Below are 26878 nucleotides of genomic sequence, written 5' to 3' on the forward strand. Positions count from 1 at the left end.
TAATTATCGAGTTCGCGTTAATTACGAAAGTGGCACAAATGTGCAAATCGATATGTCATCAAGAGAATTAAAACTACTTATACAAACTTTGCACAGTTTAGATCTTGGTCATAACTACTTTGTACCAGTAGTTCATAAAAAACAAAGTGGTTGTTGCACAATCTTATAAAATATTCTTAAAAATTCAAAATAAAAAAGAGAGGAAAATTTCCTCTCTTTTTTATTTATCTAAACTATCAATCAACGATTTAATATCCGATGGAATAGTTGCTTCGTAGAAATATTCTTTGCCGCCATAACAAAATGATAACTTCCAAGAGTGTAAAGCCTGTCGTGCAATCAATTTCGAATTAATACCATATAATTTGTCACCAATCAGCCCATGACCAATGGCTGCAAAATGAACACGTATTTGATGAGTTCTTCCGGTAACAATTTTTACAGAAACTACTGTCGTCTCTTTTAAATATTCTACAACTTCGAAAAAAGTTAATGCATCGCGGCTACAAATACCAACATGTGACATTTTGGTAGGAATTGTTGCATGCCGCCCGATGGGATAATCAATTTTTCCACTTTTATCCGGATGACCAGAAACAACAGCCAAATAATTTTTGTGAATTTCTCGATTTTTAAACATTGCTGCAAATTTACTTTGAGATATTTGGTTTCGAGCGATTATCATTAAACCTGATGTGTCTTTGTCCAAGCGGTGAACTATTCCAGGTCGCTCAGATGGATCAAATTGTGCAAATTCTGCAAAAGAGTACATAAGCCCATGCACCAAAGTAACTTCTTCGCTGCAACTATTTGCTGGATGAACAATCAAACCGGCCGGTTTATTAATGATTATAAAATCTTCTTGAATATCAATTATTTCGAAATCTACTTTTTGCGGAGTCAAATCATACTGTTTGGCAGGAGGAATAGAAACAATAATTTCATCACCCTTTTTTACCACAAGACTAGATTTTTTAGCTACTTTGCCATTCATCGAGACATTACCATCATCAATAAGCCCTTGCAAATAAGAGCGTGAATAATCTTCTAAATTATTTGCTAAGTAACTATCAAGGCGAGGCTGCTCTTTTTGAGCAAAATCTTGGTCACAAATTATTTTAATTATTTTTTCCATATTGAAAATTACCGCTTTTTTATATATTTATTTTGATTTAAAACTTAGCTTTTGCATTCATTTTATTATTATGTAAAATAAAAGCAAAAGGTTGTTTTTAATTAATACCAAAATCAAGGGAGTGGGACAATTAATACTGTTAAAAATATACTTCTTCAAATTGAAAATAATTTAGAAGAGGTTTTAAAAAATGAAACCTTCCAATCCACCACAACCTGGCAAAATTTTGTAAAACTTCACCCTGCTGACATTGCATCATTTTTAGAACAATTTGATGAAGAAACACAAATAACATTCCTAAAGAAATTTTCAAAAGATTTAACCGGCAATGTATTCGAAAAACTTTCCCTTGAAAATCAATCAAATCTGCTCTTTAAGCTCGAAAAACCTTTTGCTGCAGAAATATTACAAGAAATGACCGCGTCTGCCGTTACCGATCTTTTTGACCTATTGTCAGATGAACAGGTAAAAGAATATTTGCGACTTTTGCAAAAAGAACACCGAAAACAGGTTATTTCGCTATTAAATTTTGATCCCAAATCTGCCGGTGGAATAATGAACAGCGAAATATTCACACTCTCCCAAGATATTTCTATCAAACAAGGTGTTGCGCTTATGCAACGCTTGAGTACAGATCAAGAATACGTAGATCGAATTTATATCACAGATCGCAACAACAAACTCACAGGGTACATAAAAATCGAAGATCTCGTTTTAAACAAACCGCAAACACTGATTTCAGATATTTTCCATCAAAATGAACTCATAATAAATGTGCATGAAGACCAAGAGATAGTTGCAAACCAGATGAAACACTATGACTTGCTTTCCGTACCAGTAGTTGACAATGAAAACAATTTCCTTGGAATAATCACAGCGGATGAAAGTATGGATGTTATAGAAGAAGAGGCTAGCGAAGACGTTTATAAAATGTCAGGACTGGGATCAGTCGACCAAACATATTTTCAAACGCCATTTTGGAGGCTCATTTGGCAGAGAAGCTTTTGGCTTATCACTCTTTTAATTTTACAAAGTGCATCAAGCTTTGTTCTCTCGAGTTATGAAAAATTAATTACTCAAAATGCGATATTATTCTTTTTCTTAAATATGTTGATCGGAACAGGCGGAAACGCGGGAAACCAATCCGGTGCGCTTGTCATTCGTGGACTTTCAACCGGTGAAATTCATCGTAAAAATGGCCTGAAAGTTTTGTTCCGCGAATTTAGAGTTGCTATCATAATCGCACTTTTTTTGGCTGTTATAGGTTTTGAGCGAGTTTATCTCACAAGACACAATCTGATAGCGGCGGTTGTAATAAGTATTTCGCTTTCAGCTATAGTAGTTGTTTCAATCTTTTTAGGCACACTACTACCTTTACTTCTAGAGCGATTAAATATCGATCCTGCGCACGCAGCAGCTCCATTTCTCGCAACATTAATGGATATCATCGGAATTTCAATTTACTGCATCATTGCAAGCAAAATATTGGGTTAAATAATCTAAATATTATTCATTATCTCAAACAAAAATACTATTTTATAATTAAATATCATATAAAAATTGCATATTTGTAATAAATATTGCCGTTTGATTTTAAAGTTGTTATCATTAACTTTATATAAATAATTAAGTAAAAATGATGTTTTTGGAGGTTATTTCATGAAAAACTCAATTTTTAGCAAAATAAATCAATTTTCAAGAAAAAAATTAGCAATTTTATCATTGCTTAGTTTTTCATTTTTATCACTTTTTGGTGGCCTTCCTGCAAATTTGCCCGCACAAATTGCAAGTATGCTCCAACAACAATCTATCAATGCTCAACAAATAAATGCTTTAGAACAAATTATTCCTAGATTAGGTGCAGGATTAAACCCAGAATCACGCTCAGAAATTATTTCAGCAATTTGGGATAAATCAAGCGAATCGCTTAGAGCGCAACTTATTCAATCTCCTAATATTTTGGGATTTGCTCCACAAATAAGAAGCTTTACACCTCAATCAACATTTGGACAAAATATCCAATCATTAAAAGTTGGAACTCTTTTTCAAACACCTCTAAATCCCGCACAAACTTCAGATACACTGAAAATACCAGTAGCACAACAATCTGACGCCAATATTAAACCAACCCAAAAACCAATGGGATTGCAATTATTAGTACCTGAAACAAAAAAAGGATTGGGAATTTTAGTTGATAAAAAACCAAAATTTGAATCACTGCCTCACGCAGGAGTATTAAACTTAGATACTAAAGAATTTCCACCAGCATTAGCTCCTCAAGCGCCTACTCATATTGCAAAAGAAAAATTTGAAACAAGATCAGAACATCTAAAAAAATTAGACAAAGAATTAGAAGTTCAACAAAAAGCCGCTGATATCATTGCAGAACAAAAACCTGCTTTACCTGCTTCTACCGCAAATGTTTCTGCACCTACGACTGCTGTTCCAAAAACTCCTAGCGCAACGCGACCAAATTCTGGGTTACAAAATCCAAAATCATCTATTGTCGATTCAAGTTCAACTTTAATAAGAAGAACATTACCCGATGCAAAAGAAGCTGTTCAACAACTACAACAGCCTCACACAGGAGTATTAACCTTAGATCCTACAGATTTTCCACCAGCAATAGCGCCTCAAATACCTGAACGTGTTGTAAAAGAAAAATTTGAAAAAAGATCTGATCAACTAAAAAGATTAGAAAAAGAATTAGAGGCTCAACAAAAAGCCGCTGTTATTATCGCAGAACAACCAAAACCTGTTTTACCAACAGTTACTCCAACTGTTCCTGCAACCTCGCCAGCAGCTCATTTAATACCATATGAAGATTTGGGTCTTGCTTCGCTTTTCAACGAAAATAAAGGATTAAATATCCCAACTTCTCCAGCTACAGGTTTAACTGCAAAACCTAGAACCTATCTTAAACCTACTAATGTCTCATCAAATCCACCAGCAACTATAAATACTCCTGCGATTACTTTTGTACCGGTAATAAGTTCAAGTTCAATAACTGCGCCGGGAACAGGACTAAATCCTGGAGCAACGCCTGAAACAAAACCGGGTATATTACCCGGTAATGGACAGGGACTAGCTCTTTTACCAAAAAGCGCACATCAACAACCTGGAATTATCCATCGATATTTATTAAAAACACCACATCCAAAATTTGATCCAAGTTTACTTGGATGGCTATTTGGAGATGATGTAAATTATGATCCATCTTTATTTGCAACACCTCAGAATGAGGATCTTGGTCTATCTTGGCTTTTTGGAGATGAAAATATAAATGAAAAAAAATTATCGACATCAAAACCTAAACAAAAACCTAAAGTTGAAGAACCAAAACCTAATGATGAAAAACCTAAAGTTGAAGAACCTAAAAAAGAAGAAGTTGCTAACAAAGAAAATTTAGATAAACAAGAAGCAAAAGGTTCATCTTTAAAGCCTGAAGCAACAGTAGAAAAACGCCCAAAAGAAGAATCTATCGACGCAAAACCTCAAATAGCAACACAATACTCTAAACCAGATAAAGATGACAAAAAAAATGATAATAAAAATCTTGATACATCTTCGCCTACATCAAATGGTTATATCCCTTCTTATGGAGATTTAGATAAAAAGTCTAAAGATAAATCTAGAAAAGAAGAACTGTTCAGACCTTATAGCCCTTTTGATTTTCAAGACAAAAAAACTGAAAAATTTAAACCTGTAAATCATCCTGATTATTTAGATCCAAAAAAATCGCACGAACAACCGCTAGGATTTTTACCCAAAGCTTAAAAACCTAGACCTTTTTTCTTGATGCTTTTCTGCGAAGAGATTAAAGAAACATTTTTCTCAATACCAATCTTAGATATTTGGTGATAAAAAAATTCACGATCTGCAGATTTAACAACAGCTTGTTCATGTGCCTCTGCGATAGAGATCGGATATCCATTTCCTTTTGATACTTGATCCAAAATCATCTGACAAATCAAATCTATTTTTTTTCCATCTTTTGCTATCCATGCTGGCACTTCGATGCGAACAACTTCTGCACCAACATCCAAATAAAAAAAGAAAATTTTAAGATGCTTTGGATAATCTGACATTATATTCGACTGGCTTTCAAACAAAATAGTACGTTCATATTTGTTTACAAAAAATTTAGTTATTGAAGTATCGATTAATTTATCAACTTGCTTACACGGAAAAGACTGAAATGATTTATGACATTCTATGCAATTTGCAGCAATGAACTGACACAAACCAATCTTTAACAAATTAACAAGCTCCTTACTCTTTGGATAACTAATGTACCCAGCTATCAATGTTTGATTTTCATAAAATTTATCTAAATAAGAAATATACATATCCAAAAAAGTTTGTTTCAAATCTGGAGCGCTTCCCTCCAAATGCCAAAATATTAACGTTCCATCAAACAAAACAACTGCTGGTTTATAAACTACCGATTGTTCAAACGAAAATTTAAATTCACTCTCTTCACGCTTAAAATCTACAAAATCTTTTGTACCAACCACTCCATCGCTAAATGAAAAATCTTCAAAAAGACAAACCTCTGGTTCACAAAAAAATTTTGCTTCGCTACTATTTTTGCCATATTTTAAAAAAATTCCACCCACATTAATTAAAAAACAATTACTCCCTACAGAGTTGCGATCAGGATAAATTTGAGATCCATCGATTGCTAAAACAGAATAATCTTTTAAAGTAGATTCAATTTTGTATGTTTTATTTAATTTTTCACTCCAACGGGGCAAAAGAAAAGAGCTTTTGCTATTTTCAACCTTCAGAGCAAAAGTCGAATCCTGACTGATCTTATCCCAAATATTTTTAGCAATCTCAACCTGGTCTAAATTATTTGGAAACAATTTAGAATTAATAGATGAAAATTTCGCAAGCAATTTTAAATGGTCAAGCACAAACTTCCTAAAAATTATTTTTTGAAGTATCGAAAAGTTGTATAAAAAATAAGATAAACAACCAAAACTCTAGCGCCATTAATCTTTAAAAATAAAGGCAGATCCAAAGCCATTGAAGTAATAAATTCTAAAACAGAAGCTACACCTAAAATATGCATAAAATGATTTGATAAACCATCTGAAGATTTATCTTTATAAATTTTTAAAATTTGTGGAATTTGTGCAAGCGCACCAAACAAAATCGTAAACCAACCAGTGATTGTTCCAACAAGCCCGGGAAGATAAAAAACTAAAGGCAATAGTGCAAAATTAATCAAACCAACACTCAGGAAAAAGTTCATAAAAAACTTTTTCCGCGTTTGATCGAACATAAAAAATTGTATAAGCAAAATTAACATTTCCAGCAATAAAATTGGAATCAAAATTTTGTATGAAATTGGCAAGTTAAAAAGAAATGTTTGATAAGCAAAAGTTAAATAAGCCCCAAACAAAAATATGAACATTAAAGAACTTATGCCTTCAACTGACTTTTTCTTGAAAACATAAATAATTTGAAAGAAAAACAAGATAAGATAAGTAAAATTAAACAACCAAGAAAATATAAACGCTAATTTCTGAATATCCACAAATCCCCCACAAAAACTATAAATTTTGCGATTCCTATTATTTTATAATAAACAATTTCCATTTAAAAAGAAAAACATTAGAAAAAACGCTAAAATAAGCCTTTTTACCGTCAACCCATTTGATTTTTCCCATCGAAACTGGGAAACTAATAAATATCAAAATAAATAGCGAAAATAAAGGATTTTTATGAATTTTAAGAAATTTTTCAGTTTTTTGGTTTTAATATTTGTTTCTACAAATTTTATTTTACAATCTACTCCACAAACAGGACCTAAAAATAAAAAAGGGGGAACAACTCATCAATCCAGATCATTACTTAACGACGACTCAAATAACACACTTTTCGAATTAGATTTGGACAAACAACAGAAGAAACCACATTTAACACTAATCGAAAGACTTAAAGACGAATTATTCAAATTTAAAAAAACAAATTCGCCAAGAAGTAGAAGTCAAAGCCCTAACTATTTTGGAAATTCAAATAATAACACTAATGCTCAACCAGCAAACACTCATCCTTTCCTTGCCGGACTAGATTCAACAAACTCTAAACAAATCATTTTTATTATAAATTCTGCAAAATACGAGAAAGAAATTGTTGAAATTTTAAATGAAATGGCAGCTCTTTTTAACTCCATAAAACAAAATGATGAAGAACTATGGTTTGTGATTGTTCAAGCAAATAAATTTCTTAGAGATATAATTTCCGCTTGCGTTGAATTAAATGAAGCATTACCAAACGATTTAAGAGTTAATTTTCATAATTTAACTATCAATTGTGATCATATTTTTAGATTCGATACTAGACATCAAGCAGGTTTTCACTTTTTAGCAGATAAACAAGATTTAGTAGTCATGCAAGATACAATAGAAGAAGATACACAATCACATGTATTTTGTGCTCATCACCATGCAAACAAAGCATGTCCTCATGGTAAATTTTCTACATTTTTCCCACAGCATATGACACACGCTGATGTTATCGAATCTGTAAGACAAAGTTTCTACCAACTCAAAATAGCATTCGGTGAAAGCAAGTATATTGCATTCAACTTAAAATATCAGATTTATTTAGAAGTATTTTTGAAAAATGAAAATGGAATAATAACTATCACATCTGCATTTCCCATTCTTTATTTTATAGAAAATGGAAGTAATTCTCCTAACCATCCATTCTCTAAAGGACAAATTTCAACAGCTATACGAGAAGCAAAAAATAATATTGATTTCTTTACAAGATATAAAACAGATAGAGAAACAACTATTTTAGATCTAGCATCTATTCTAAAAAATAAAAATTTAACCAAAGCAGAATCTGGAATTTACGTCGAAGTATCAAATAATCTTCTTCAATAAAAGGATTTTTATGAATTTTAAGAAATTTTTCAAATTTATTACATTTTCAGTTTTAATTTTTATTTCTACAGATTTTTTGCTAAAAGCTACTCCGCCAGACACTCCACCAGACACTCCTGAATCTAAAAAAGATGAAACTCCAAAAAGTAGAAAAACACCAAGAAAAGGTCATATCGCATTACCTATGGATAGCGATGAAAGCTCTTCAGAAAAAGATGATTCTGAACAATTTAGCGAAGATGGTGATCCCGCGGTAAAACTCACTTTTGGGGCTCCTGGAAATATTCCAAAAGCATCCTTTTTATTCCCTCCTAAAACTACAACTCATCATAAGCTCAAAAAGAAAAAAGAAGCCGAAGACGGCGATCAACTTTCAGATGAAGATACTCCTACAGCAGGACCTATTGGTTTCACTACTGCAAAAAAATCTGATGTTGCAAAATTTTCGAAAGGCACATTTGCTTATCTCTCAAAAGACTCACTAGATGAAGATGACGCTAAAAGCAAAACCTTACATAAAAAAAGAATAAGCAATAGCGTCGCAAGCAGTTCATCATCATCATCATCATTAGCAGCAGCTCCACCGGAATCACATGCAAAACGTACACGCATTAAAAAAAGTCTTACTACCGCTTCCCATTCAAGACAAAAATTTTTAGATCAACAAGCAGATCCTTTTGCTGAATTGGAAGATGAAGATGATACCGCTCCCTCTGAAAAACTAAAACAAATATTAGATGCTCTAAAAGAATTACCCCTAACTCCGGGATCAGGCTCTAGCTCTGTAGGTTTCAGCTTCATGCCCTTGCCCCCAGAACAGCAAATGAGACCGCCTTTTTCGCCAATGGAATCACCGATACTAAATCATCCTATTATAAAAAAAATAGATCGTCGCAAATCCCAAGAAATAACTCTTTTAATAAGGTCTACACAAGAAGAAAATGAAAAAATTGCAATTTTAAATTTAATGGCAGAATTTTTAAGATTCATAAAAAACAACGATGAAATAACTTGGTTTGATATTGTTCAAAAAAACAGATTTCTTCAAAATATAATTTCCGCCTGTGTTGAATTAAATCAAAGACTCCCCATAAATTTAAGAAAGAATCTAAATAATTTAATCATCGATTACCGCCATATTTTTGAAATGCAACATCAATCAGGGTTTCACTTTCTAGGGGATAAAGAAACACTTATTCTGCCAGAAACTAAAGAAGAAAATCCTATAACACAGGTATTTTGCGCGTATCACCATGTTAGCGGAGAGTGCCCCAATGGTAAATTTTCTACATTTTTTCCTCAACGCATGTCTAAAAGAGATGTAATAGAATCTGTAAGAAATAGCTTCAATCTACATAAAATAGCATCTAGTGAAAGTAAATATATTTCGTTCGATGCACAATATAATATTTATTTAGAAGTATTTTTGAAAAATGAAAATGGGATAATAACTATCACATCAGCATTTCCTATTCTTTATTTTATTCAATTAGATCGTGAACATAATATTGCTTTAAATAATTCACCTTACTCTCCTGAAGTAATTTTAAAATCTATAAGAGAGGCAACAAAAAAAGAAGATCTCGATATTTTAATTAAATACAAAACGGAAAGAAGAACAACTATTTTAGATATAGCTCCTATTCTAAAATTAAAAAATGCAACTAAAGCAGAATCTGGAATTTACGTCGAAGTATCAAATGAATTTATTGAAGGGATAGAACAATCAGCCAGCGCGTCGTCTTCAAGCTAAATAAATAATTTTATAAAAATATAAAATAAAAAGAGATCGAAAACATCGATCTCTTTTTTTGTGACTTAAACTTTCAAAAATGATAAATTTATACACATTAATGCAAAACAAATTTAAAAAGGAAAATAGTATGATTTTAGTTTCTATTGAAGGTAATGCAGGAGCTGGAAAAACAACCTTTTTCAAGGTGCTAGAATCAAAACTTAAAGGCAAAAATATCAACGCCGCTTTTATTCCGGAACCTGTAAATAAATGGTTAAATATAAAAGATGAAAAAGGCGAAAATTTACTAGGCAATTTTTATAAAAACACCCCCAGATGGGCATACACTATACAAACAGCAGCGTTTTTTACCAAACTAGACGCAATTATGCAAGCAGCGCAAACAAAAGTAGATTTCATCATCACAGAAAGATCGATTTATTCCGATCAAAAAATATTTATCCCGGCAATAAAAATTGATAATAATATTTCAGATTTTGAAGAAGAAATTTACTCTCTATCAAAACCACTATTTCAAACTGTGACTCAAAATTTAAAAATTAAAAATGTAATTTATTTAAGATGCTCTCCTCAAACGGCTATGAAACGAATTGCATCAAGAGGAAGACCTGAAGAAACAGTAACACCTTTTGCATACATACAATCACTTCATGATAAACATGAACAGTGGTTAATGGATTCTAAAAACTCATTTAAAGTTCTAACAATTGATAATGAACTAGATTTTGATACAGAAAAACATGAAACACAATTTGATGAGATGATAGATCAAGTAATTAAATTTTTGAATAATCTAAAACAACAATAATAAAAAAGGGCGGAAAATATTTTCCGCCCTTTTTTATTATTTTACTTTTTATTGATGTTTCAAAATATACTCTACAAGCAATCTAATACCAGCTCCGCTCGCACCTTTGATACCTGGAACATCACTAGCGACTCCAGCAATATCCAAATGTGCCCACGGAATATTTTTATCTACAAAATTTTCTAAAAATAGTCCCGCTGTGATCGTTCCTGCTCCATAAGTTGATTTACCAGTATTTGAAAGATCTGCAAAATCAGATTCTATTGCAGGTTTATATTCATCATCGAGAGGAAGTTGCCATACCTTATCACCTGTTATTTGACCTGCAATTTCTAACTCTTTTACTAATTTTTCATCTCGACTCAATAAACCAGCATAAAAATGTCCCAACGCTATTTCAACAGCTTTTGTCAAAGTTGCAATATCAATAATAACAGTTGGTTTATAAAATTTTTGCAAATAACAAAGTGCATCTGCAAGTATTAATCTACCTTCTGCATCAGTACTTTTAATCTCTGCAGTTTTACCATTCATAAATGTGACAATATCATCCTGTCGACTACTTTTACCACTTGGCATATTTTCTACAACAGGCGCAACCACAACAACATCAACATCTGGTTTAATTTCAGAAATTGCTTTGATCGTTGCCATAACAGCTGCAGCACCACACATATCATATTTCATACCAGTCATACCAGCAGATGGTTTTAGACTAATTCCACCAGAATCGAATGTTACACCTTTTCCAACCAAACCAATAAGTGATGCATTTTTCACATCCGATTTGTACTCAACAATTATAAATTTTCCATCTTGATCTGAACCAGCATCAACACAAGCAAATCCACCCATTCCAAGCTCGATCGCTTTATCTCGTCCGAAAACGCTATATTTCAAATTTGCAGATTTTGCTAATGCTTCGACCTCTTTTGCAAAAACAGTTGGGGTCAAAACATTGGGTGGAGTATCCGCCCAATGACGTGCCATATTCATAGCTTTGCCGATAGTCATACCTTGAAACAAAAACTCTTCGATCAACGCTTTTTCTTCTGCCAAAACTTCTTTTTCGCCGTTGGTCAAAATAATTTCGCCACTAAACTCTTCTTTTTTATCTGCTTTAAACGCTGTAAATTCATAATTTGCGATTTGAGCGGAAACTGCAATCTGCTTAACAATTTCAGAAATTTTTAGATCTTTTCGCTCATGCATGTAAGGAATGGATAAAACTCCAGATTTGATTTCTAAATTTTTCATTGTTTTAACAAGTTTATCAATTGCTTTGCGTAAATGATCAAGTTTTTTATCCCAAGAGATATCAATTTTTCCTATTCCTACAAAAACAAACTGAACAAGTTCTCCAGCTCTAAGACCACTCAAAACAAAACTTTGACCACATTTACCTTCAAATTTATGTTTTTTCAAAATTTCACTTAAATGCGGATAACAATCTTTTTCGATAACTTTCAAATTTGGTGAGATAGAAAAATTTTCTTCAAGCAGGAAAAAATATCCCTCTGCTCTGTTTTCCCAAAATGAATTTTCTGATAAACGAATTGAAATCATTTTTTAAACCTTTCAAAAAAGTAATTAATTGCACAGCAATAATAGCTTAAGGTTTAAAAATTGAAAATGAAAATAACAAGTATTTATCTACTATTTGAATTGTTAAAAGGCGCTAAACCTTTTTTTAAAACAACGAGAGGAAGAAGTGCACATTTGATACGATTGGGACCAAGAGTGATACCAACCTCTTTGATAAAGGTTTCAGGTGAAATATTTAAAACTTCAGATATTTTTTTATTTTTACACATTTCAGTAAGAATTGATGCCGAAGCTTGGCTCAAGACGCAACCACTAGAAACAAATTTTAAATCGCAAATCAAATCATCTTGTATTTTACCTTCGATTGAGACTTTGTCTCCACAAGAAGGATTTTCATCCGCTACTTTAAAATCTGGATTTTCTAAATGACCACAATTTTTAGGATTTTTAAAATGATCCATTAATTCTTTTTGATAAATCTGCATGCTCACAAGTTTAATCTTTCTTTAAAGAATTGATCGCTTCATTCAAAGTCAATAATAACAAGTCAACTTCTTCCAAATTATTATAAAGATAAAAACTTACACGCAAAGAAGAATCTTTGCCTAGCATATTCATAAAAGGTTGAGCACAGTGATTTCCAGCTCTCACCATTATTCCACGCATATCAAGGTAAGCTGCTATATCGTGAGGATGGATTCCTTTAATATTGAAACTTACAAGATGCCCATCTTTTCTAATCAAATTTTTATTTCCTAAAATTTCAATGTCTTTGATAGATTCAAGACCATCTAAAAGTTTACTACAAAGCTTCGCTTCATGTTCCTTTAATGCATTGAAATCTATATTGGAATTTATATAATCCAAAGCTGCACCTAAACCAATCACACCTGCGATCGGAGGAGTTCCTGCTTCAAATTTATGAGGCGCTTCTTTCCATATCGATTTTTTAACATCTGCACTGTAAACCATTGATCCACCAAATCTGAAAGGTTCTATAGAATCATGTAAATCTTTTTTGATATATAAAATACCAACACCTGTTGGACCTAACAGTTTATGAGATGAAAATGCTAAAAAGTCAGCTCCCCATTTCTGCACATCGACTTTGCAATGAGCAATCATCTGCGAAGCATCAATTAAAATTTTGGCACCAACTTCTCTTACTCTTTTGATAAAATCTTCGAATACAAAATTTTCAAAATCAAAAATTGGACCTATCACATTAGAATAAGGAGCAAAAGCAATTAATTTGGTTTTATTTGAAATAACTTTTTTCCAAAAATCATAATCTAACTTTGGTACTACTATTTTTTGCTCATCAAGCTCACCATAAACACCAATATTATCTAAATTTAATTCTTCTTCTTTTTGCTCAAAGCCAACAACAAAATTATTGGAATCGAAAGGAAAATATTTTATTGAAACGCCTAAATCTTTTGAAATAACTTGCCATGGAAGAAAATTGGAAACATGTTCCGTTGGTGAAAGTAAAATTTCATCACCTTTTGAGAGATTTTGCCTTGCCCAAGTTTGAGCTACAAAATTTATAGAATCGGTCGCACCATAAGTGAAAATAATTTCTTTAGAATCAGCATTGATGAATTTCGCTACTTTTTCTCGAGTTGCTTCAAATTTAGCAGTATTTTGCTCACTTAAATCATAAATTCCGCGATGAACATTCGAGTTAGAATTTTTATAAAAATCGGTAATTGCATCAATAACAGAAATCGGCTTTTGTGAAGTCGCAGCACTATCAAGGTAAATTAACTCTTTTGGAGCACCTTTTTTACCAAAAATAGGAAAATCTGATCTAATTTTCTTAAAATTCATTATTTCACCACTAAGTTAAACTCTTTTAGCATTTCTTATAAACGCTTTAGATCCATTTTAAATGATTCTGCAAATAAATCATCTGCTAGACAGGATAATGTGCAAAAAACTCAAAAAACCCACTTTTTTTGTATCATAACTAATATTTATTAATAATATCCGTCAAGTTCGCCAGCTTGATGCAATTGATATTTAACGTTGCTTGATAATCTTTGCCATGAAATTAATTTCTGTCTTAATTCTGTCATCTTTATATCGCATGCAATCCTTGCATCTGGAGATTCCGGATCTAATACTCCAGGGCTTTTCTCATAATAACCGATTGTTTCATTTAATTCTCGAATTGGTTTATTACAAGCAAACAATACTGAGCTAGTAATTATAGAACCTTTTTCTAAAAGAAATTCTGCTATTGTAAACAAATCAACTCTTTCACAAGCTCTTTGCAACGGTAAAAAAAATTTTTCATCTTTTTCATCTATACAACTTGGATTTAAACTAACCAAAAATCTAACAAATTCAAGATTGCCTGCTTTGATAGCATCAAAAATCGCATGATGCACACCCAATAAATTAGATTCCCCTAATATTGAAAAAAACAAAAATGTTAATAATTTAAAATACTTTTTCATGGTATTCCCCCAACTTATTTTTAATTTAATTGAATTCTAACTTCATATTATTGAATAAGTTCCATAGAAGTAGCCCCCCTACTTTTTAGAAACGTTATTGTATTCTTTAAATTTTCTATAACTTCAGATTGCAAATCTATTTTTTCTTGAAATTCATCTAAAAATTTTTCTGTAAATTTAGCATCCACCTTCATTAAATAGTTATATGTTTTTCCCAACTCTTTAAAATAAGGCATTTCAATGGCGTTATATTTAATAATTGCAGTATCTAAAATCGAATCCCCAAAGGAGTTAACATAAGAAACATCCGCTCCATTATTAACTAATAACTTAACCAAATGATGTGGAATATTTTTATATACTGCTACCTGCAAAACAGAAAAACCAGGTAATCTTGTTTCAACTACGTTTACATCTACCACAACATACAAGATTAAAAATTTAAAAATTTTTTCTAAAATTTCACGCTTATCTAAATCTTCTTCGTCGCCTAATCTCTCACATAATTTAAATAAAGGATTTACACCTCTTTCATCGACAAAATTTACAGATTCAGGATCTTCTTCAACCAAAAGTTTAATTCGCTCATAATCTGCATTTTCTACCACATCAAAGATTTCATGATGTTCTGCAAATATGCTAAAAGCACTCCCAAGTATTGATAAAAATATTAATAGTTTTAAACTTTTTTTCATAAATAATTTTATTAAGCTTCTGATCTAAGACTCTTCTGAATCAAAGAAATTAGGGTTTCAAATTTATTTAACACTACACTTTGGGTTGCAAATTCAGATTGAAGATCTATTAAACATTTTTCGTTATATTCAAGCACTCTCAAAAAGCTAGGAAGATAACTTGATGGTGTTAATTTTAAAATATTTTCTTGATGATATTTTATTGATAACTTCAACGGCCGATAAATGATTAAAACAGCACATAGCTTATTCTCAGCAACATTTAAAACTGAATCTCCAAAAGAATTTATATAAGAAACCCTTGCCCCTTTTTCAATTAATGATGCAATGGAATCATATGAAAGATCATTTTGCACTGCACATTGTAAAACTGAAAAATTGGGAATATTCGGTTCAATAAAATTTACATCTGCATCCGTACTCTGTAAAAAATATAAAAATATTTTTTCTAAATTTTTACGTCTATTAAAATCCTCTTCCGAACCATATATATCACACAATTTAAACAAAGGAGTAACACCTTTTTCATCAATACAATTTACACATGTACAATCTTGCCTTATCAATGTTTTAATTCCTTCAAAATCCGCCAAAACTAAAGTATCAAAAATTACATGATGCACTCCAAATAAATTCGACGCGCCTAATATTGAAAAAAACAAAAATGTTAATAATTTAAAATACTTTTTCATAAATAACCTTCCATTTTTATGAATTTAGGATTTAGGTAGTGAAATAAATTCATCATTTTTAATAAATCGTGGACAATTTTACGCTGACAATCAAAAGGGAAACTTAGATGCTCTTCTAAATGAAATTGATGTTTTTCTCGTTGTTGTATTAAATCTTCTAATGAATATCCACAATATTTAGAACATTCCATATCCCTAATTTTTTTTATTTTATTTTTATGAGAATTAATTTCTTTCCGAAGCGCATCTAAAACTACTTTTTCCTTTAAATAATTTTTTTCTGCTATATCCAATACAGAATTTCCAGATAAATTTACATAAGAAATATCTGCGCCCTTTTTTACCAATAATTCAATTAAAGAATATGAAATATCTTTATCAATAGCATATTGTAAAATTGAAAATTTTGGCGCTGTTTCTAAAACTGAATTTACATTCACATCTGTATATTTAACTATATATCTAAAAATATTTTTTAATTTTTTACGTCTATCAAAATCCTCTTCCGAACCATATAAATCACATAATTTAAATAAAGGCGAAACTCCATTTTCATCAACAAAATTTACAGATTCAGGCTCTCTTTCCAATACCAAAAGAACTTTGCTATAACTAGCTTTTTCTATCGCATCAAAAATTGCATGATGCTCACAAAACAAATTGGAAACGGAAATTAATGCAAGAAATGCAAAAGTTAATAATTTAAAACCTTTTTTCATAAATAACCCCCAAATTTAACAAATTTTGATATTTAAACGCTGGATGATTGTTATATTCTAATTGAAAATAAAAATAAATCAACCGCTAAAATAAAGAACTATTTTAATCGATTTTTTATTAAATTTGAATAAAAAAAGAGGCGATTTAATTAAAAACCGCCTCTTTTAAAGGTTTTTTACTAAAAATATGATTTTTACTTAGTTTTATCTTCTAATAGCTTCTAAAATTCGTAATTGATTAGAAATAGCATGACGTAAAACTTTACAAAGTAGATAATCTAAATATGAAACTTCATTTGCGGCAAGAGAAATCAAACTCTCATCTATATCGCTTATTAATGATGTAATATCTTTTTTTGCTTTATCTAAATCATTTACCAACAATCTCGCCACAAAATTAAATCGCACAATAAAATGTGCTGAGCTTCCAAAAATATACCCCGCATAACCACAGCCTCTTTGAGGGAGCCTTACATTTTTGTACTCATACATCACTGAGCCTAAAAAAGAATTCGCATCTACAAAAAAACCATTTTCTACATCATACGCTTCAAAAATAAAGGCCGGATTTTCTGAAATCCACTTATCCAAATATTTTGAATCTTTATTTTGCACAGAAGCATCAAATGCAGTCATCAACACTGGTGGATAAGCTTCAATTTTTGATATAAATGATAAGCTCAACAACGCACAACAAACAGTTAATATTTTTTTCATATTAAATTCCTTTATGAAAGACGTGTACCATTTTTGATTTCTGATCCAACAGTTACAAATGTCATGGATTTATCATCTTTTGCAAAAAGCATCATACCTTGTGACTCAAATCCAAGCATCTTGCGTGGCTTTAGGTTCAAAACATAAACACCTTTTTTACCAATCAAATCAGTCGGCGTAAAGTATTGACGAACACCTGATAAAATTTGCTTTTTGCCTAAAGATCCAAAGTCTACTTCAAGCTTATAAAGCTTATCTGAACCGTCAATAACTTCACATGATAAAATTTCGCCAACACAAAGTTGAACTTTTGCAAAATCTTCAATCCCGATTTCATCCACAGTTGCAACACCTTCAACCTTTTCTTTTTTAGAAGATTCTTTTTTAACGTCCACGGCTGCTTCACTTTTTTCTGCAGGCCTCTCAAAAAGAGCTTCTTTAGGTTTTGTTATTTTAAAATTTTTGTCCCAGATATTTTTTCGCAAAATCTCTTCATTGTTTATAGTCAAATCAATTTTATGCCCTATGCAAGAAATCAACTCTTCCATCTTTTTTGGCATTACAGGCCAAAGCAAATGTGCAACTGAATAAAGTGAATTGCAAACAACAGCTATCGTTTCCTCAAACTCATCTTTATTTTTTTTAACAGATTCCCAAGGCTTGCGATCATTGAAATATGCATTTACTTGCGAAATAAATGTCCACAATTTTGAAAGCGCAATGTGATATTGATAATGATTTAATTCATCACAATATTCTTTAAACATTTCTTCGCTTTTTATTTTTAGTATTTCAGATGCTGGATCAAAAACTTCTGGTGAATTAATTTCCGAAAATCCATTATTAATTGCAAGTACTGTAGTTCTACTCAAAAGATTTCCGAGATTATTCGCCAAATCTGAAGAAATACGGCCTTCTAAATCCTCAATACTAAATTGGCTATCTTGATTTACGGAGACACTTTTTAGTAAATAATATCGAACTTGCTCCACACCATATTTTGACGCTAATTCTTGTGGATCAACAGCATTTCCAAGAGATTTGGACATTTTATTTTCACCAGACAAAATATAACCATGGACCAATAATTTTTTAGGCATTGATAAACCTGAAGCCATCAAAAAAGCGGGCCAATAAACAGCATGAAATCGTAAAATATCTTTTCCCATTACTTGAACATTTGCAGGCCACCAAAAATCAAAATCTTCTTGCTGCTGTTTATTTGATGATAAATATCCAACTGCACTTAAATAATTATTTAATGCATCAGCCCAAACATAAACCGTTTGTCCACTTTCAAGAGGGAAAGGAATTCCCCAAGTCACGCCTTTGCGTGAAATGCTCAAATCTTGTAAACCGCCGCTAACAAATGAAATAACTTCATTAAGTTTTTCTTTTGGAGTTATAAATTCTGGATTTTGTTTATAAAACTCGAGCAATCTATCTTGATATGCAGAAAGTCTAAAAAAATAATTTTCTTCGGATAATTCTCTTAACTCTCTTTTACAAGAAGGACAAACTTTTTCATCTGTTGCTTTTTCTAGCGTGACAAACGTTTCACAGGGAACACAATACAAACCGCTGTAAACAGATTTATAAATGTCACCTTTTTCATAAAGATTCTTAATCCACTGTGTCACCATTTCTTGGTGCTGATTATCCGTTGTACGAATAAATTTGTCATAATCTATTTCGTAGAGTTCCCACATTTTTTTGAAATCAACAACTATTTTGTCAACAAATTCCTTTGGCTGCATTTTATTCTCTGCAGCCTTTTCAGCAACTTTTTGACCATGTTCATCTGTACCGGTTAAGAAAAAAACCTTCTTACCAAGAAGTCTATTAAAGCGCGCAGAAACATCTGCTAAAAGAGTTGAATACAAGGTACCAATATGTGGTTTGGAATTAACATAATAAATGGGAGTTGTAACATAAAATTTATTTTTGTTCATAAAAACTTCCTAAATAATTATTTTGCTGTTGCCATAACGACTGGCTCTAACATCTTTGCTGGCTCTGATTTTAAATTCTTTAAAATTCTGTTCCATCGAATAAATTTTGTCCACAAATCAATTGGATGTTTTATAAAATCAAAAAACCAAAAAGATTCTAAACTATCAATCGAATATACCACAAAGCTTGCTCTGCCATAAATTCGATCTGCATCCAAAAATCCCCAAAATCGGCTGTCATAACTATTTTTTCTATTATCACCCATCATCCAATATTTACCTTGAGGAACAACCATTGGACCAAAAATATCAACGTTTTTACCATTACGTTCAATTGTAGGAGTAAATGGCATAAGAACCCAAGCAGATGTAGAGCCAGGCTTCAAAACAACTTCTTCAGAATGCATACGATAAAAAGGTTGCTCTAACAGATCTTTTGAAGGGTCAAACGAATAACCTATTGGATCTGATCTATAACGTAAAAATGCAGGAACTGGTAATAATCCAATTCTATCAAAATCAAAAAATCCAGACGCTTTTTCAAGCACAATTAGCGGATATTTATTAACATAAGGCTCATCAAGTTTTTTACCATTTACATAAACAACTGTTTTACCATTTTCAATCTTTCCTTCGATAGTATCCCCTGGCAATCCGACAACTCTTTTTACAATATTATCAGGTCCAGCTTCTAAACCAACAATTGGAATAGGTAACCCAACATATTTTTGCCACCAATATTTCAATTTATTACTTTGATCAAATTTGAAAGTTTGGGATGAAAACATAACAAGATCACCACGCTGAGGTTTCCTTCCAAAGCTATAAGCCATATTATTTCCCCAAACACGATCACCTACTAAAAGATTAACTTCTGCTGATCCGGAAGGAACTTGATAAAGACCAAAAACAAAATTTCTTAATATAAAAATAACCACCAAAGCAGTAGCCAAAGCTTCTAACCACTGTCTCCACTCCGGTTTTGTTATTTCATTTAATTCTTTATAAACTTTTCTAAATCTTTTTACTTTCTTTTTAAGTTCAGGAGTTATTTTGCTCAAACTTTCGAAATCTTTTTTCAACGAAACTGATAGCAAATCTAACTCTTCAATCATCTTTGAAGATTTAGAAATTAAATCTTCTTTTTTATGTTTTTTCCAATAATCTATTCGCGAAGTAAACCGAGATTTATTAGAAAAATATTTTTCATTCCACTTTTCAAAAATCTTTTTAAATTTATTCATACAAAATTCCTTATGCTCCACTCTTTATCTTTTATATCTTTTTTAAAATTTCATGAGATTCTTATAGACAACCACAATTCATCTAAAACATCTAAAGGGATATCATTATGCAACGTATCCAATTTTTTAAACATTTCTTCCGATGGAAAAAATGACTTATTTTGAAAAACACTTTTATCTATCAATTCATAAGAAACCTTATTTACAGGATTAAATCCAAAATCATTTGAATTCATCGCATTAACAGTAGAACTTACTAAATAATCTATAAATTTATATGTCAACTCTTCTTTTTGAGACTTTTCTAAAATAGCTAAATTTTCAATCGTTAACAACGATCCCTCTTTTGGAATAATAAATGCAAATTCATCTTTCATTTTAGGATTATTGATCAACATCTTTCTAAAAAATAAACTTTCACAAGGGACTACAGGAACAATGCCTGCATACAAAAAATAATCTATCTTTTCACTTGAATAACTCTCTACATATTTCCGCTGCTTTATCAAAAGATCTCTTATCTCTTTCAGTTGATTTTTGCTCTGCTCGATCGGCTTTCCAAAAAGATATAAGGATGTTAAAAAAAGAATTTCACGAGGATCTGATGGCATAGCTATTTTATATTTTTCCCAATTTTCTGGATCAAAAATAAGCCCCCAGGTAGGATCTTGCATAACTTTGTCAAAAGATTCTTTTTTATAAGCAAGTCCAAAAATAGACCATGAATGAGGTACTGAATATTTATTTTGTGGATCAAAATATCGATTAATAAATCGTTTATCAATTTGTTCAAAATTTGAAATCTTAGAAATATTTAATGACTTAAGTAGATTAAACTTGATCAAAGACTCTATCATATAATCTGTAGTTATTAACAGGTCATAACCTGCGCCTTTATCTATTTTTAACTTTGCAAGCAATTCATCATTTGATTCAAAATACGTCACATGAACTTTTATACCGGTTTGTTCCTCAAACTTTTTCACTGATTCTTGCGAAATCATATCAGTAAAAGTAAGCACATGTATTGATCTTTCATTTCTATAAAAATAATTAATTATACGAGGAGAATACAGACAAAATAAAAGCAAAAAGAAAATAAAGGAGAAAATAAAAAAACGGATAAAAATAGATGCCAAATTTAATTTTTCCCAAATAAATTTATTCCACATCATGTCCAAACACCTGGTCTAAAACTTTAAATAAACATAGCGCTAAAACAAACAAACTACTTACAGCAAGCAAAATTGTTGAAATAGCATTAATTCGCGGATCGATTCCCTTGCGCACCATTGAATAAACATACACGGATAATGTTTGAATTTTTTCTCCGGAACAAAAAAACGCAATAAAAAAATCATCTAGTGAAAGTGTAAAAACTAAAAAAGCAGAAGCTATCATAGAAGGTGCGAGTAAAGGTATTACAATTTTTCTAAAAGTGTGTAACGGTAACGCCCCTAAATCCGCAGAGGCCTCCGTAAGAGTCGGGTCCAATTCTATAAATCTCGCTCTAATTATAGGCACTACAAAACCAAGACCTATCAGAGCATGCCCTGCAATCAAACTGCCATAACCAAGCGGAATTTTTAAAAAGGTAAACAACGATAGTAATCCAATAGCCAAAATAATTTCAGGTAAAATAATGTTTGTATGAAAAATATTAAATAAAAAAAACGGACGCCACCATTTACTTGCAACCACCAAAAAAGAACCTAGCGTTACACTCAAAAAAGTAGAAACAGAAGCTACAATTAAAGATGTTTTCAAAGCCTGTAATAAATCGGGTGTAGACCATAAAGCTTTAAACCAACGAAGCGAAAAGCCTGACCATGCAAAAGGAACAGATGAATCATTAAAAGAAAATATTACCAAAACAAAAATTGGCAAATATAAAAATGCATAAACAAAAAAAACAAATAAAACATGTACTATTTTTGCAAACCATTTTTTATTATTCATTCTTCTATTCTCATGCTGAAGCGATTTTTAAATATTTTTTTTGAAATTAAAACAAATACATAAACAAATAAAAAAAACAAAAGTAAGAACAAAATACCTGCTGATGCAAATGCAAATCCAGTTTCCCACTCTCGCAAAAGCAAAAATTTATCAACAATCACCGTTCCCCAAAAAGCTTTTTTTGCTCCACCCAGTAGCGCTGGGACAGCGAATTCACCAAAAGCAGGAACAAATACAAGTAAAAAACCTGTATACATACCAGGAAGTGAAAGAGGAAATATAACTCTTCTAAAAGTAACAAATTTACTTGCGCCAAGATCTGCAGACGCTTCAAATAATTTTCTATCAGTTTTTTCTAAAATTATATAAATAGGCAAAATCATAAATGGCAAAAAACAGTAAATCATACCAAGCAAAACAGAAAAAGTATTATTAACCATATGAAGTGGCTGTGAAATAATATTCAAAGAATACAAAACTCTACTTATCAATCCCCTTTTTTCAAGTAAAAAAAACCATGCATAAACTTCCACAATAATATTTGTCCATGAAGGAAGAACTAGTAAAAAAAGAAAAAACATTTTTAATCTTCTTACTCGAAAAGCCAGAAAATAAGCAACAGGATACGCTATAAACATACAAATCACAGCGGTTGCAAACGCTAGATAAAAAGAATTGAAAACAACGTGTAAATAAATAGGTTTTAATATTCTTTCATAATGAGAAAACGTCCATCCGATAAATCCATAACTTTCTGAATAATCTCTAAAACTAAAAATGAAAATAACTAAAAGAGGAATATACAAAAAGAAAATCTGCCATATAATGGCAGGAAATGCTAACAGATAAGGATACTCCTCTTGGAGAATTCTTTTTAAAAAGCCCATCATCTCTCCAACAAAATAACGTTTTCTTTTTGAAAATATAAATGAACTTTATCATTTGCAAGAATATCTTCTTGAGGAAAATGTTCTTCATTCTGTTCAAAAACTGTTAATAGTTTTCCATTCTTAAGACGCACCTGATATTGAGTAAATCTACCCTGATAAACAACGTTAATAACTTTTCCTGTTAAATGATTAGAAAATCCTTCTTTTTCTTTCTTGCTTATCAATATTTTTTCAGGACGCAAACTTAAAAATATTCTTCTACCAGAAATAAACCAACTTTTTTTATTTGGAACATCCAAAAATAGACTTCCTAAATTTTCTACCTCAAGCCATACAAGATTATCTCTAACATGAAGAATCCCTTCAATAATATTAGTATTGCCTACAAATGTTGCAACAAATCGCGAAGCAGGAAACTCATAAATTTCTTTTGGCGTTCCAATTTGCTCAATTCTTCCATTTTTATTAAAAATTGCAATGCCATCAGCAACTGTTAAAGCTTCTGATTGATCATGTGTTACATAAATAAATGTTGTTCCAAAATTATGTTGCAAATCTAACAATTCAATAAGCATTTGCTCTCTTAGATTGAAATCAAGAGCGGCAAGAGGTTCATCTAAAAGCAAAACATCCGGCTCATTAACGATAGCCCTTGCAAGAGCAACTCGTTGCTGTTGCCCACCAGATAAATTATTAATATTTTTGAATTCATGACCCGCAAGACGAACAAGCGAAAGCGTATGCATTACTTTGCTTTTAATATCCGATTCTTTCATTTTTTTTACACGCAAACCATATGCAACGTTTTCAAAAACAGAAAGATGTGGAAATAATGCATATTGTTGAAAAACTGTATTTACTCGCCTTTTAAAAATAGGTTGATTGGTAATATCTTCATCACCTAAATAAATTTTGCCACTATCTACAGGTTCAAATCCACCAATTAATCGAAGCAATGTAGTTTTGCCGCACCCGCTGGGACCGAGCAAAGAAAAAAATTTCCCTGAAGGAATTTCCAGATTTAAATTGTCTAGTATTAAATCGCCATGGAATGATTTTGAAACATTTTCTATTCTAATTTTTTTCATAGTATCCAAAATAAATCCTTGCCCTATTTAATTAATTTTTCTTCATTTTTTTCGCGAACATTGCCGGTAAAACCAAATCCGCAATTGTACATGGTATCAATACAGCAAATATTAAATAAACAAATACGAAACTAATATATTTTCCCCAGTCAGAAAAACCATAACTAACTAGATATAAAATTGACGCCATTGCGCTTATAAATATATGCAAAAAATGTGAACCTTTTGAATAAAAAATTTTCAAAGTACCAAAATGTCTGCTTAAAACATAACCATTTATTATTCCAATAACTAAAAAAGGTAAAACCACATCCAAGTGCGAAATAAAACACCAATGAAATTTCATATCAATTCCAAGATATGTTCCACCTAAATAAGGAAGTAAAGAATCAGACATGGTACAAAAAACCGCTGGAATTAAAATACCAGCTAACAGTCCCCCAAAAATGCTCACTGAATACCTAGTAAAAGTCAAAATCACACCGGTAGCGGAAAAAACAATATGTAAAAAGTGAAAATTATGAAAAAGCTTATGCGCAGTTAAATTTGAAATAGGAATAGAAGTTAATAGACCCAAAATGATCATACTAATCGAAACGGAAAATACTGCATATGGAAAATGGCAAGCAATTTCTGATCTAAGAGAATGGTGCAAATGCTGACCATCTGGATGCATACTACAAGTATGGGTAGAACAGGATTTTATATCTTTAGTCGCTACTTTCTTGCTCGAACCCCTCATCCAAAAATCTTTAAACTTTTTCAAATTATTCAATCCCCTATCCGAAGAAATTTAAAACTCAAACAAAACATTATACTTTAATAGCAAATATCGCAAATAAACACCAATTTTAACGCAAAAAAACAAAAATTTAAATAGTTCCCAAACTTGATATTATCCAACTTATCTTGTAATATTCTTAACATGTTTTGGCCCCATCGTCTAACGGTTAGGACATTGCCCTCTCACGGCAGAAATAGGGGTTCGATTCCCCTTGGGGCTACCAAAATAATCGAAACACTGTTTGAAAGGCTTTAATGATAATATTAATATCATCTATTTTCAGCCTCTCAGTTTTTTTAATTTTCTTACTAAAAAAATATCAAACCCTTTGCAAAATCGAATTTGTGCAAATTTCTAACTCTCGAAACAAAAAAACTCTTAATCCCCAAAAACCAAATATCTTAGTCATTTGCTCCGAAATCGGTTTTGGAGGTCGAGAAGTTGCAACGATTAACCTCTACAACAATTTGATTGAAAACGGATTTAAAACATCAATTTTGGTATCGCAAAACAGCGGAATGCAGCAACAACTAAAAAATCTTAAGATCGCACACTATTCTATTTTCTCAAAAAGAATTTTTAAAAAACAACGATTTTGGGGACTTACAAAAAACATCCTAAAGGTTTGCAATGAAAATGATATAAATATTATTCATTGCAACTCTTGGAAAGAGATAATTGCAGCTAAAAAAGCTGGTAAAAAATTAAATATCCCGGTGCTTTTATCTCAGCATGATTTTAGTAGAATCAGGCCTAAGTACCTAAAAAATTTGGCGGCTGTTTTTGCCGGAAGCAAGCCAATAAAAGAACTAATTAAACAAAGAGTAAAAAATATAAAAATAGTCGAATTTTTGCCTCCATTTTTCAATGCTCAACCTTTTTTAAACTTTGATAAATCGTTATCACTTTCAAAAGAAGATTTCTTCAAAAAACATTTCGATATTGAATTAGAACCGAATATCCCTTTTGCAGTTTGTATCGCAAATGTAGCAAAAAACAAAAATCAAACTATTTTGCTAAAAGCTATGCAAAAACTTATTTATAAAAACAATAAACCATTGCAAATTATCTTTGTGGGAAACAATAAAGGTGAATATTTTGAAGAATGTCAAAAACTTGTTTCTGCTTTAAAACTTGAAAAATTTGCTTATTTTGTTGGGTTTTCCAGCTTAACTGCAGAAATTTTGTTTTATTCTGATTTTAAAATTTTACCAAGCAAGCAGGAAGCGTTTGGAATCGTTTTATTAGAAGCCGCGCTTATGAAAAAAGCATCCATTGGAGCAACTACCACTGGCGCTGAAAATGTAATTCTAAATAATCAAACAGGATTATTATTTGAAAATGATAATGCAAACGACCTTGCAAACAAAATTAAACTTTTTTTAGACAATAAAGAATTAGTAGCAAAATTCGGTGAAAATGCTTATAAACTTGTATCCGAAAACTATTTACCTTCTATCACAATAAAAAAATTGGAACATTCTTATAATCAAATTATTCAAAAATAACTTTCAAAATGAGCAATAA

At 31.2% G+C, this 26878-nt stretch carries 23 protein-coding genes, 1 tRNA gene and 1 pseudogene; 7 read left to right on the forward strand and 18 right to left on the reverse strand.

The window, feature by feature from the left end:
- Positions 1-220: 220 nt before the first annotated feature.
- Positions 221-1135, reverse strand: a complete 915-nt coding sequence (locus DEA20_01710) for an RNA pseudouridine synthase (protein HBS47896.1) — start codon at positions 1133-1135, stop codon at positions 221-223.
- 129 nt (positions 1136-1264) lie between these two features.
- On the opposite strand from DEA20_01710, the gene mgtE reads away from it, so the two are divergent.
- Positions 1265-2629: a magnesium transporter gene (gene mgtE / locus DEA20_01715; protein ID HBS47897.1), complete on the forward strand. Its 1365-nt coding sequence runs from the start codon at positions 1265-1267 to the stop codon at positions 2627-2629.
- Positions 2630-4441: 1812 nt separating this feature from the next.
- Positions 4442-4522: pseudogene (locus DEA20_01720) on the forward strand (ATP-dependent Zn protease).
- A 386-nt stretch (positions 4523-4908) separates the two neighbouring features.
- Here DEA20_01720 and DEA20_01725 read toward each other — a convergent pair.
- Together DEA20_01725 and DEA20_01730 are read right to left on the reverse strand one after the other, a co-directional pair.
- The gene (locus DEA20_01725; protein ID HBS47898.1) at positions 4909-6084 is read right to left on the reverse strand and encodes a hypothetical protein; all 1176 of its coding nucleotides are present in this window, start codon (positions 6082-6084) and stop codon (positions 4909-4911) included.
- Complete coding sequence (locus DEA20_01730; protein ID HBS47899.1) at positions 6069-6704, reverse strand: hypothetical protein; 636 nt, start codon at positions 6702-6704, stop codon at positions 6069-6071. Before DEA20_01730 ends, DEA20_01725 begins: the two co-directional genes overlap by 16 nt.
- A 163-nt stretch (positions 6705-6867) precedes the next feature.
- On the opposite strand from DEA20_01730, the gene DEA20_01735 reads away from it, so the two are divergent.
- The 3 genes from DEA20_01735 (at position 6868) to DEA20_01745 (ending at position 10601) form a co-directional block, all read left to right on the forward strand.
- Positions 6868-8037, forward strand: coding sequence for a hypothetical protein (locus tag DEA20_01735; protein ID HBS47900.1), 1170 nt, complete (start codon positions 6868-6870; stop codon positions 8035-8037).
- Positions 8038-8047: 10 nt separating this feature from the next.
- Positions 8048-9790, forward strand: a complete 1743-nt coding sequence (locus DEA20_01740; GenBank protein ID HBS47901.1) for a hypothetical protein — start codon at positions 8048-8050, stop codon at positions 9788-9790.
- Between the two features lie 79 nt (positions 9791-9869).
- Complete coding sequence (locus DEA20_01745) at positions 9870-10601, forward strand: hypothetical protein (GenBank protein HBS47902.1); 732 nt, start codon at positions 9870-9872, stop codon at positions 10599-10601.
- A gap of 48 nt (positions 10602-10649) precedes the next feature.
- On the opposite strand, the gene DEA20_01750 is transcribed toward DEA20_01745, so the two are convergent.
- The 15 genes from DEA20_01750 to DEA20_01820 all read right to left on the reverse strand — a co-directional run bounded on the left by DEA20_01750 (position 10650) and on the right by DEA20_01820 (position 25309).
- Complete coding sequence (locus DEA20_01750; protein HBS47903.1) at positions 10650-12167, reverse strand: leucyl aminopeptidase; 1518 nt, start codon at positions 12165-12167, stop codon at positions 10650-10652.
- Between the two features lie 83 nt (positions 12168-12250).
- Positions 12251-12637 carry a Fe-S cluster protein gene (locus DEA20_01755; protein ID HBS47904.1) on the reverse strand — a complete coding sequence of 129 codons (387 nt, stop codon included), beginning with the start codon at positions 12635-12637 and terminating at the stop codon, positions 12251-12253.
- Positions 12638-12641: 4 nt separating this feature from the next.
- Positions 12642-13979 carry a cysteine desulfurase gene (locus DEA20_01760; GenBank protein ID HBS47905.1) on the reverse strand — a complete coding sequence of 446 codons (1338 nt, stop codon included), beginning with the start codon at positions 13977-13979 and terminating at the stop codon, positions 12642-12644.
- Between the two features lie 149 nt (positions 13980-14128).
- Positions 14129-14611 (reverse strand): hypothetical protein, encoded by a 483-nt coding sequence (locus tag DEA20_01765; GenBank protein HBS47906.1) that lies wholly within the window; start codon positions 14609-14611, stop codon positions 14129-14131.
- A gap of 47 nt (positions 14612-14658) precedes the next feature.
- Positions 14659-15306: a hypothetical protein gene (locus DEA20_01770; GenBank protein HBS47907.1), complete on the reverse strand. Its 648-nt coding sequence runs from the start codon at positions 15304-15306 to the stop codon at positions 14659-14661.
- Between the two features lie 11 nt (positions 15307-15317).
- A complete protein-coding gene (locus tag DEA20_01775) occupies positions 15318-15998 on the reverse strand; it encodes a hypothetical protein (GenBank protein ID HBS47908.1) in 681 nt (226 codons plus the stop codon).
- A complete protein-coding gene (locus DEA20_01780; GenBank protein HBS47909.1) occupies positions 15995-16717 on the reverse strand; it encodes a hypothetical protein in 723 nt (240 codons plus the stop codon). Before DEA20_01780 ends, DEA20_01775 begins: the two co-directional genes overlap by 4 nt.
- Before the next feature lie 204 nt (positions 16718-16921).
- Complete coding sequence (locus DEA20_01785) at positions 16922-17434, reverse strand: hypothetical protein (GenBank protein HBS47910.1); 513 nt, start codon at positions 17432-17434, stop codon at positions 16922-16924.
- 11 nt (positions 17435-17445) lie between these two features.
- Entirely contained in the window at positions 17446-19386 is a 1941-nt protein-coding gene (locus DEA20_01790; protein HBS47911.1) for a methionine--tRNA ligase, read from the reverse strand.
- Between the two features lie 17 nt (positions 19387-19403).
- Positions 19404-20630 carry a hypothetical protein gene (locus DEA20_01795; GenBank protein HBS47912.1) on the reverse strand — a complete coding sequence of 409 codons (1227 nt, stop codon included), beginning with the start codon at positions 20628-20630 and terminating at the stop codon, positions 19404-19406.
- Positions 20631-20680: 50 nt separating this feature from the next.
- Positions 20681-21805, reverse strand: a complete 1125-nt coding sequence (locus DEA20_01800) for a hypothetical protein (GenBank protein HBS47913.1) — start codon at positions 21803-21805, stop codon at positions 20681-20683.
- Complete coding sequence (locus DEA20_01805) at positions 21792-22589, reverse strand: hypothetical protein (protein HBS47914.1); 798 nt, start codon at positions 22587-22589, stop codon at positions 21792-21794. Before DEA20_01805 ends, DEA20_01800 begins: the two co-directional genes overlap by 14 nt.
- The gene (locus tag DEA20_01810; GenBank protein ID HBS47915.1) at positions 22586-23479 is read right to left on the reverse strand and encodes a spermidine/putrescine ABC transporter permease; all 894 of its coding nucleotides are present in this window, start codon (positions 23477-23479) and stop codon (positions 22586-22588) included. Before DEA20_01810 ends, DEA20_01805 begins: the two co-directional genes overlap by 4 nt.
- The gene (locus DEA20_01815) at positions 23476-24567 is read right to left on the reverse strand and encodes a spermidine/putrescine ABC transporter ATP-binding protein (protein ID HBS47916.1); all 1092 of its coding nucleotides are present in this window, start codon (positions 24565-24567) and stop codon (positions 23476-23478) included. Before DEA20_01815 ends, DEA20_01810 begins: the two co-directional genes overlap by 4 nt.
- Before the next feature lie 31 nt (positions 24568-24598).
- Positions 24599-25309 (reverse strand): hypothetical protein, encoded by a 711-nt coding sequence (locus DEA20_01820; protein HBS47917.1) that lies wholly within the window; start codon positions 25307-25309, stop codon positions 24599-24601.
- A 190-nt stretch (positions 25310-25499) separates the two neighbouring features.
- On the opposite strand from DEA20_01820, the gene DEA20_01825 reads away from it, so the two are divergent.
- Positions 25500-25574: transfer RNA gene (locus tag DEA20_01825), tRNA-Glu, on the forward strand.
- 31 nt (positions 25575-25605) lie between these two features.
- Complete coding sequence (locus tag DEA20_01830) at positions 25606-26859, forward strand: hypothetical protein (protein ID HBS47918.1); 1254 nt, start codon at positions 25606-25608, stop codon at positions 26857-26859.
- Positions 26860-26878 lie beyond the last annotated feature (19 nt).

The sequence above is a fragment of the Candidatus Dependentiae bacterium genome (assembly GCA_003511165.1).
GTDB lineage: Bacteria > Babelota > Babeliae > Babelales > UBA12411 > UBA12411.

Excerpts from the sequence above, each read along its gene's own strand:
- DEA20_01710 (HBS47896.1), bottom strand. The coding sequence starts at position 1,135 with ATGGAAAAAATAATTAAAATAATTTGTGACCAAGATTTTGCTCAAAAA.
- DEA20_01735 (HBS47900.1), top strand. The coding sequence starts at position 6,868 with ATGAATTTTAAGAAATTTTTCAGTTTTTTGGTTTTAATATTTGTTTCT.
- DEA20_01740 (HBS47901.1), top strand. The coding sequence starts at position 8,048 with ATGAATTTTAAGAAATTTTTCAAATTTATTACATTTTCAGTTTTAATT.
- DEA20_01745 (HBS47902.1), top strand. The coding sequence starts at position 9,870 with ATGATAAATTTATACACATTAATGCAAAACAAATTTAAAAAGGAAAAT.
- DEA20_01750 (HBS47903.1), bottom strand. The coding sequence starts at position 12,167 with ATGATTTCAATTCGTTTATCAGAAAATTCATTTTGGGAAAACAGAGCA.
- DEA20_01760 (HBS47905.1), bottom strand. The coding sequence starts at position 13,979 with ATGAATTTTAAGAAAATTAGATCAGATTTTCCTATTTTTGGTAAAAAA.
- DEA20_01765 (HBS47906.1), bottom strand. The coding sequence starts at position 14,611 with ATGAAAAAGTATTTTAAATTATTAACATTTTTGTTTTTTTCAATATTA.
- DEA20_01770 (HBS47907.1), bottom strand. The coding sequence starts at position 15,306 with ATGAAAAAAAGTTTAAAACTATTAATATTTTTATCAATACTTGGGAGT.
- DEA20_01775 (HBS47908.1), bottom strand. The coding sequence starts at position 15,998 with ATGAAAAAGTATTTTAAATTATTAACATTTTTGTTTTTTTCAATATTA.
- DEA20_01780 (HBS47909.1), bottom strand. The coding sequence starts at position 16,717 with ATGAAAAAAGGTTTTAAATTATTAACTTTTGCATTTCTTGCATTAATT.
- DEA20_01785 (HBS47910.1), bottom strand. The coding sequence starts at position 17,434 with ATGAAAAAAATATTAACTGTTTGTTGTGCGTTGTTGAGCTTATCATTT.
- DEA20_01790 (HBS47911.1), bottom strand. The coding sequence starts at position 19,386 with ATGAACAAAAATAAATTTTATGTTACAACTCCCATTTATTATGTTAAT.
- DEA20_01795 (HBS47912.1), bottom strand. The coding sequence starts at position 20,630 with ATGAATAAATTTAAAAAGATTTTTGAAAAGTGGAATGAAAAATATTTT.
- DEA20_01800 (HBS47913.1), bottom strand. The coding sequence starts at position 21,805 with ATGATGTGGAATAAATTTATTTGGGAAAAATTAAATTTGGCATCTATT.
- DEA20_01805 (HBS47914.1), bottom strand. The coding sequence starts at position 22,589 with ATGAATAATAAAAAATGGTTTGCAAAAATAGTACATGTTTTATTTGTT.
- DEA20_01810 (HBS47915.1), bottom strand. The coding sequence starts at position 23,479 with ATGATGGGCTTTTTAAAAAGAATTCTCCAAGAGGAGTATCCTTATCTG.
- DEA20_01815 (HBS47916.1), bottom strand. The coding sequence starts at position 24,567 with ATGAAAAAAATTAGAATAGAAAATGTTTCAAAATCATTCCATGGCGAT.
- DEA20_01820 (HBS47917.1), bottom strand. The coding sequence starts at position 25,309 with ATGAGGGGTTCGAGCAAGAAAGTAGCGACTAAAGATATAAAATCCTGT.
- DEA20_01830 (HBS47918.1), top strand. The coding sequence starts at position 25,606 with ATGATAATATTAATATCATCTATTTTCAGCCTCTCAGTTTTTTTAATT.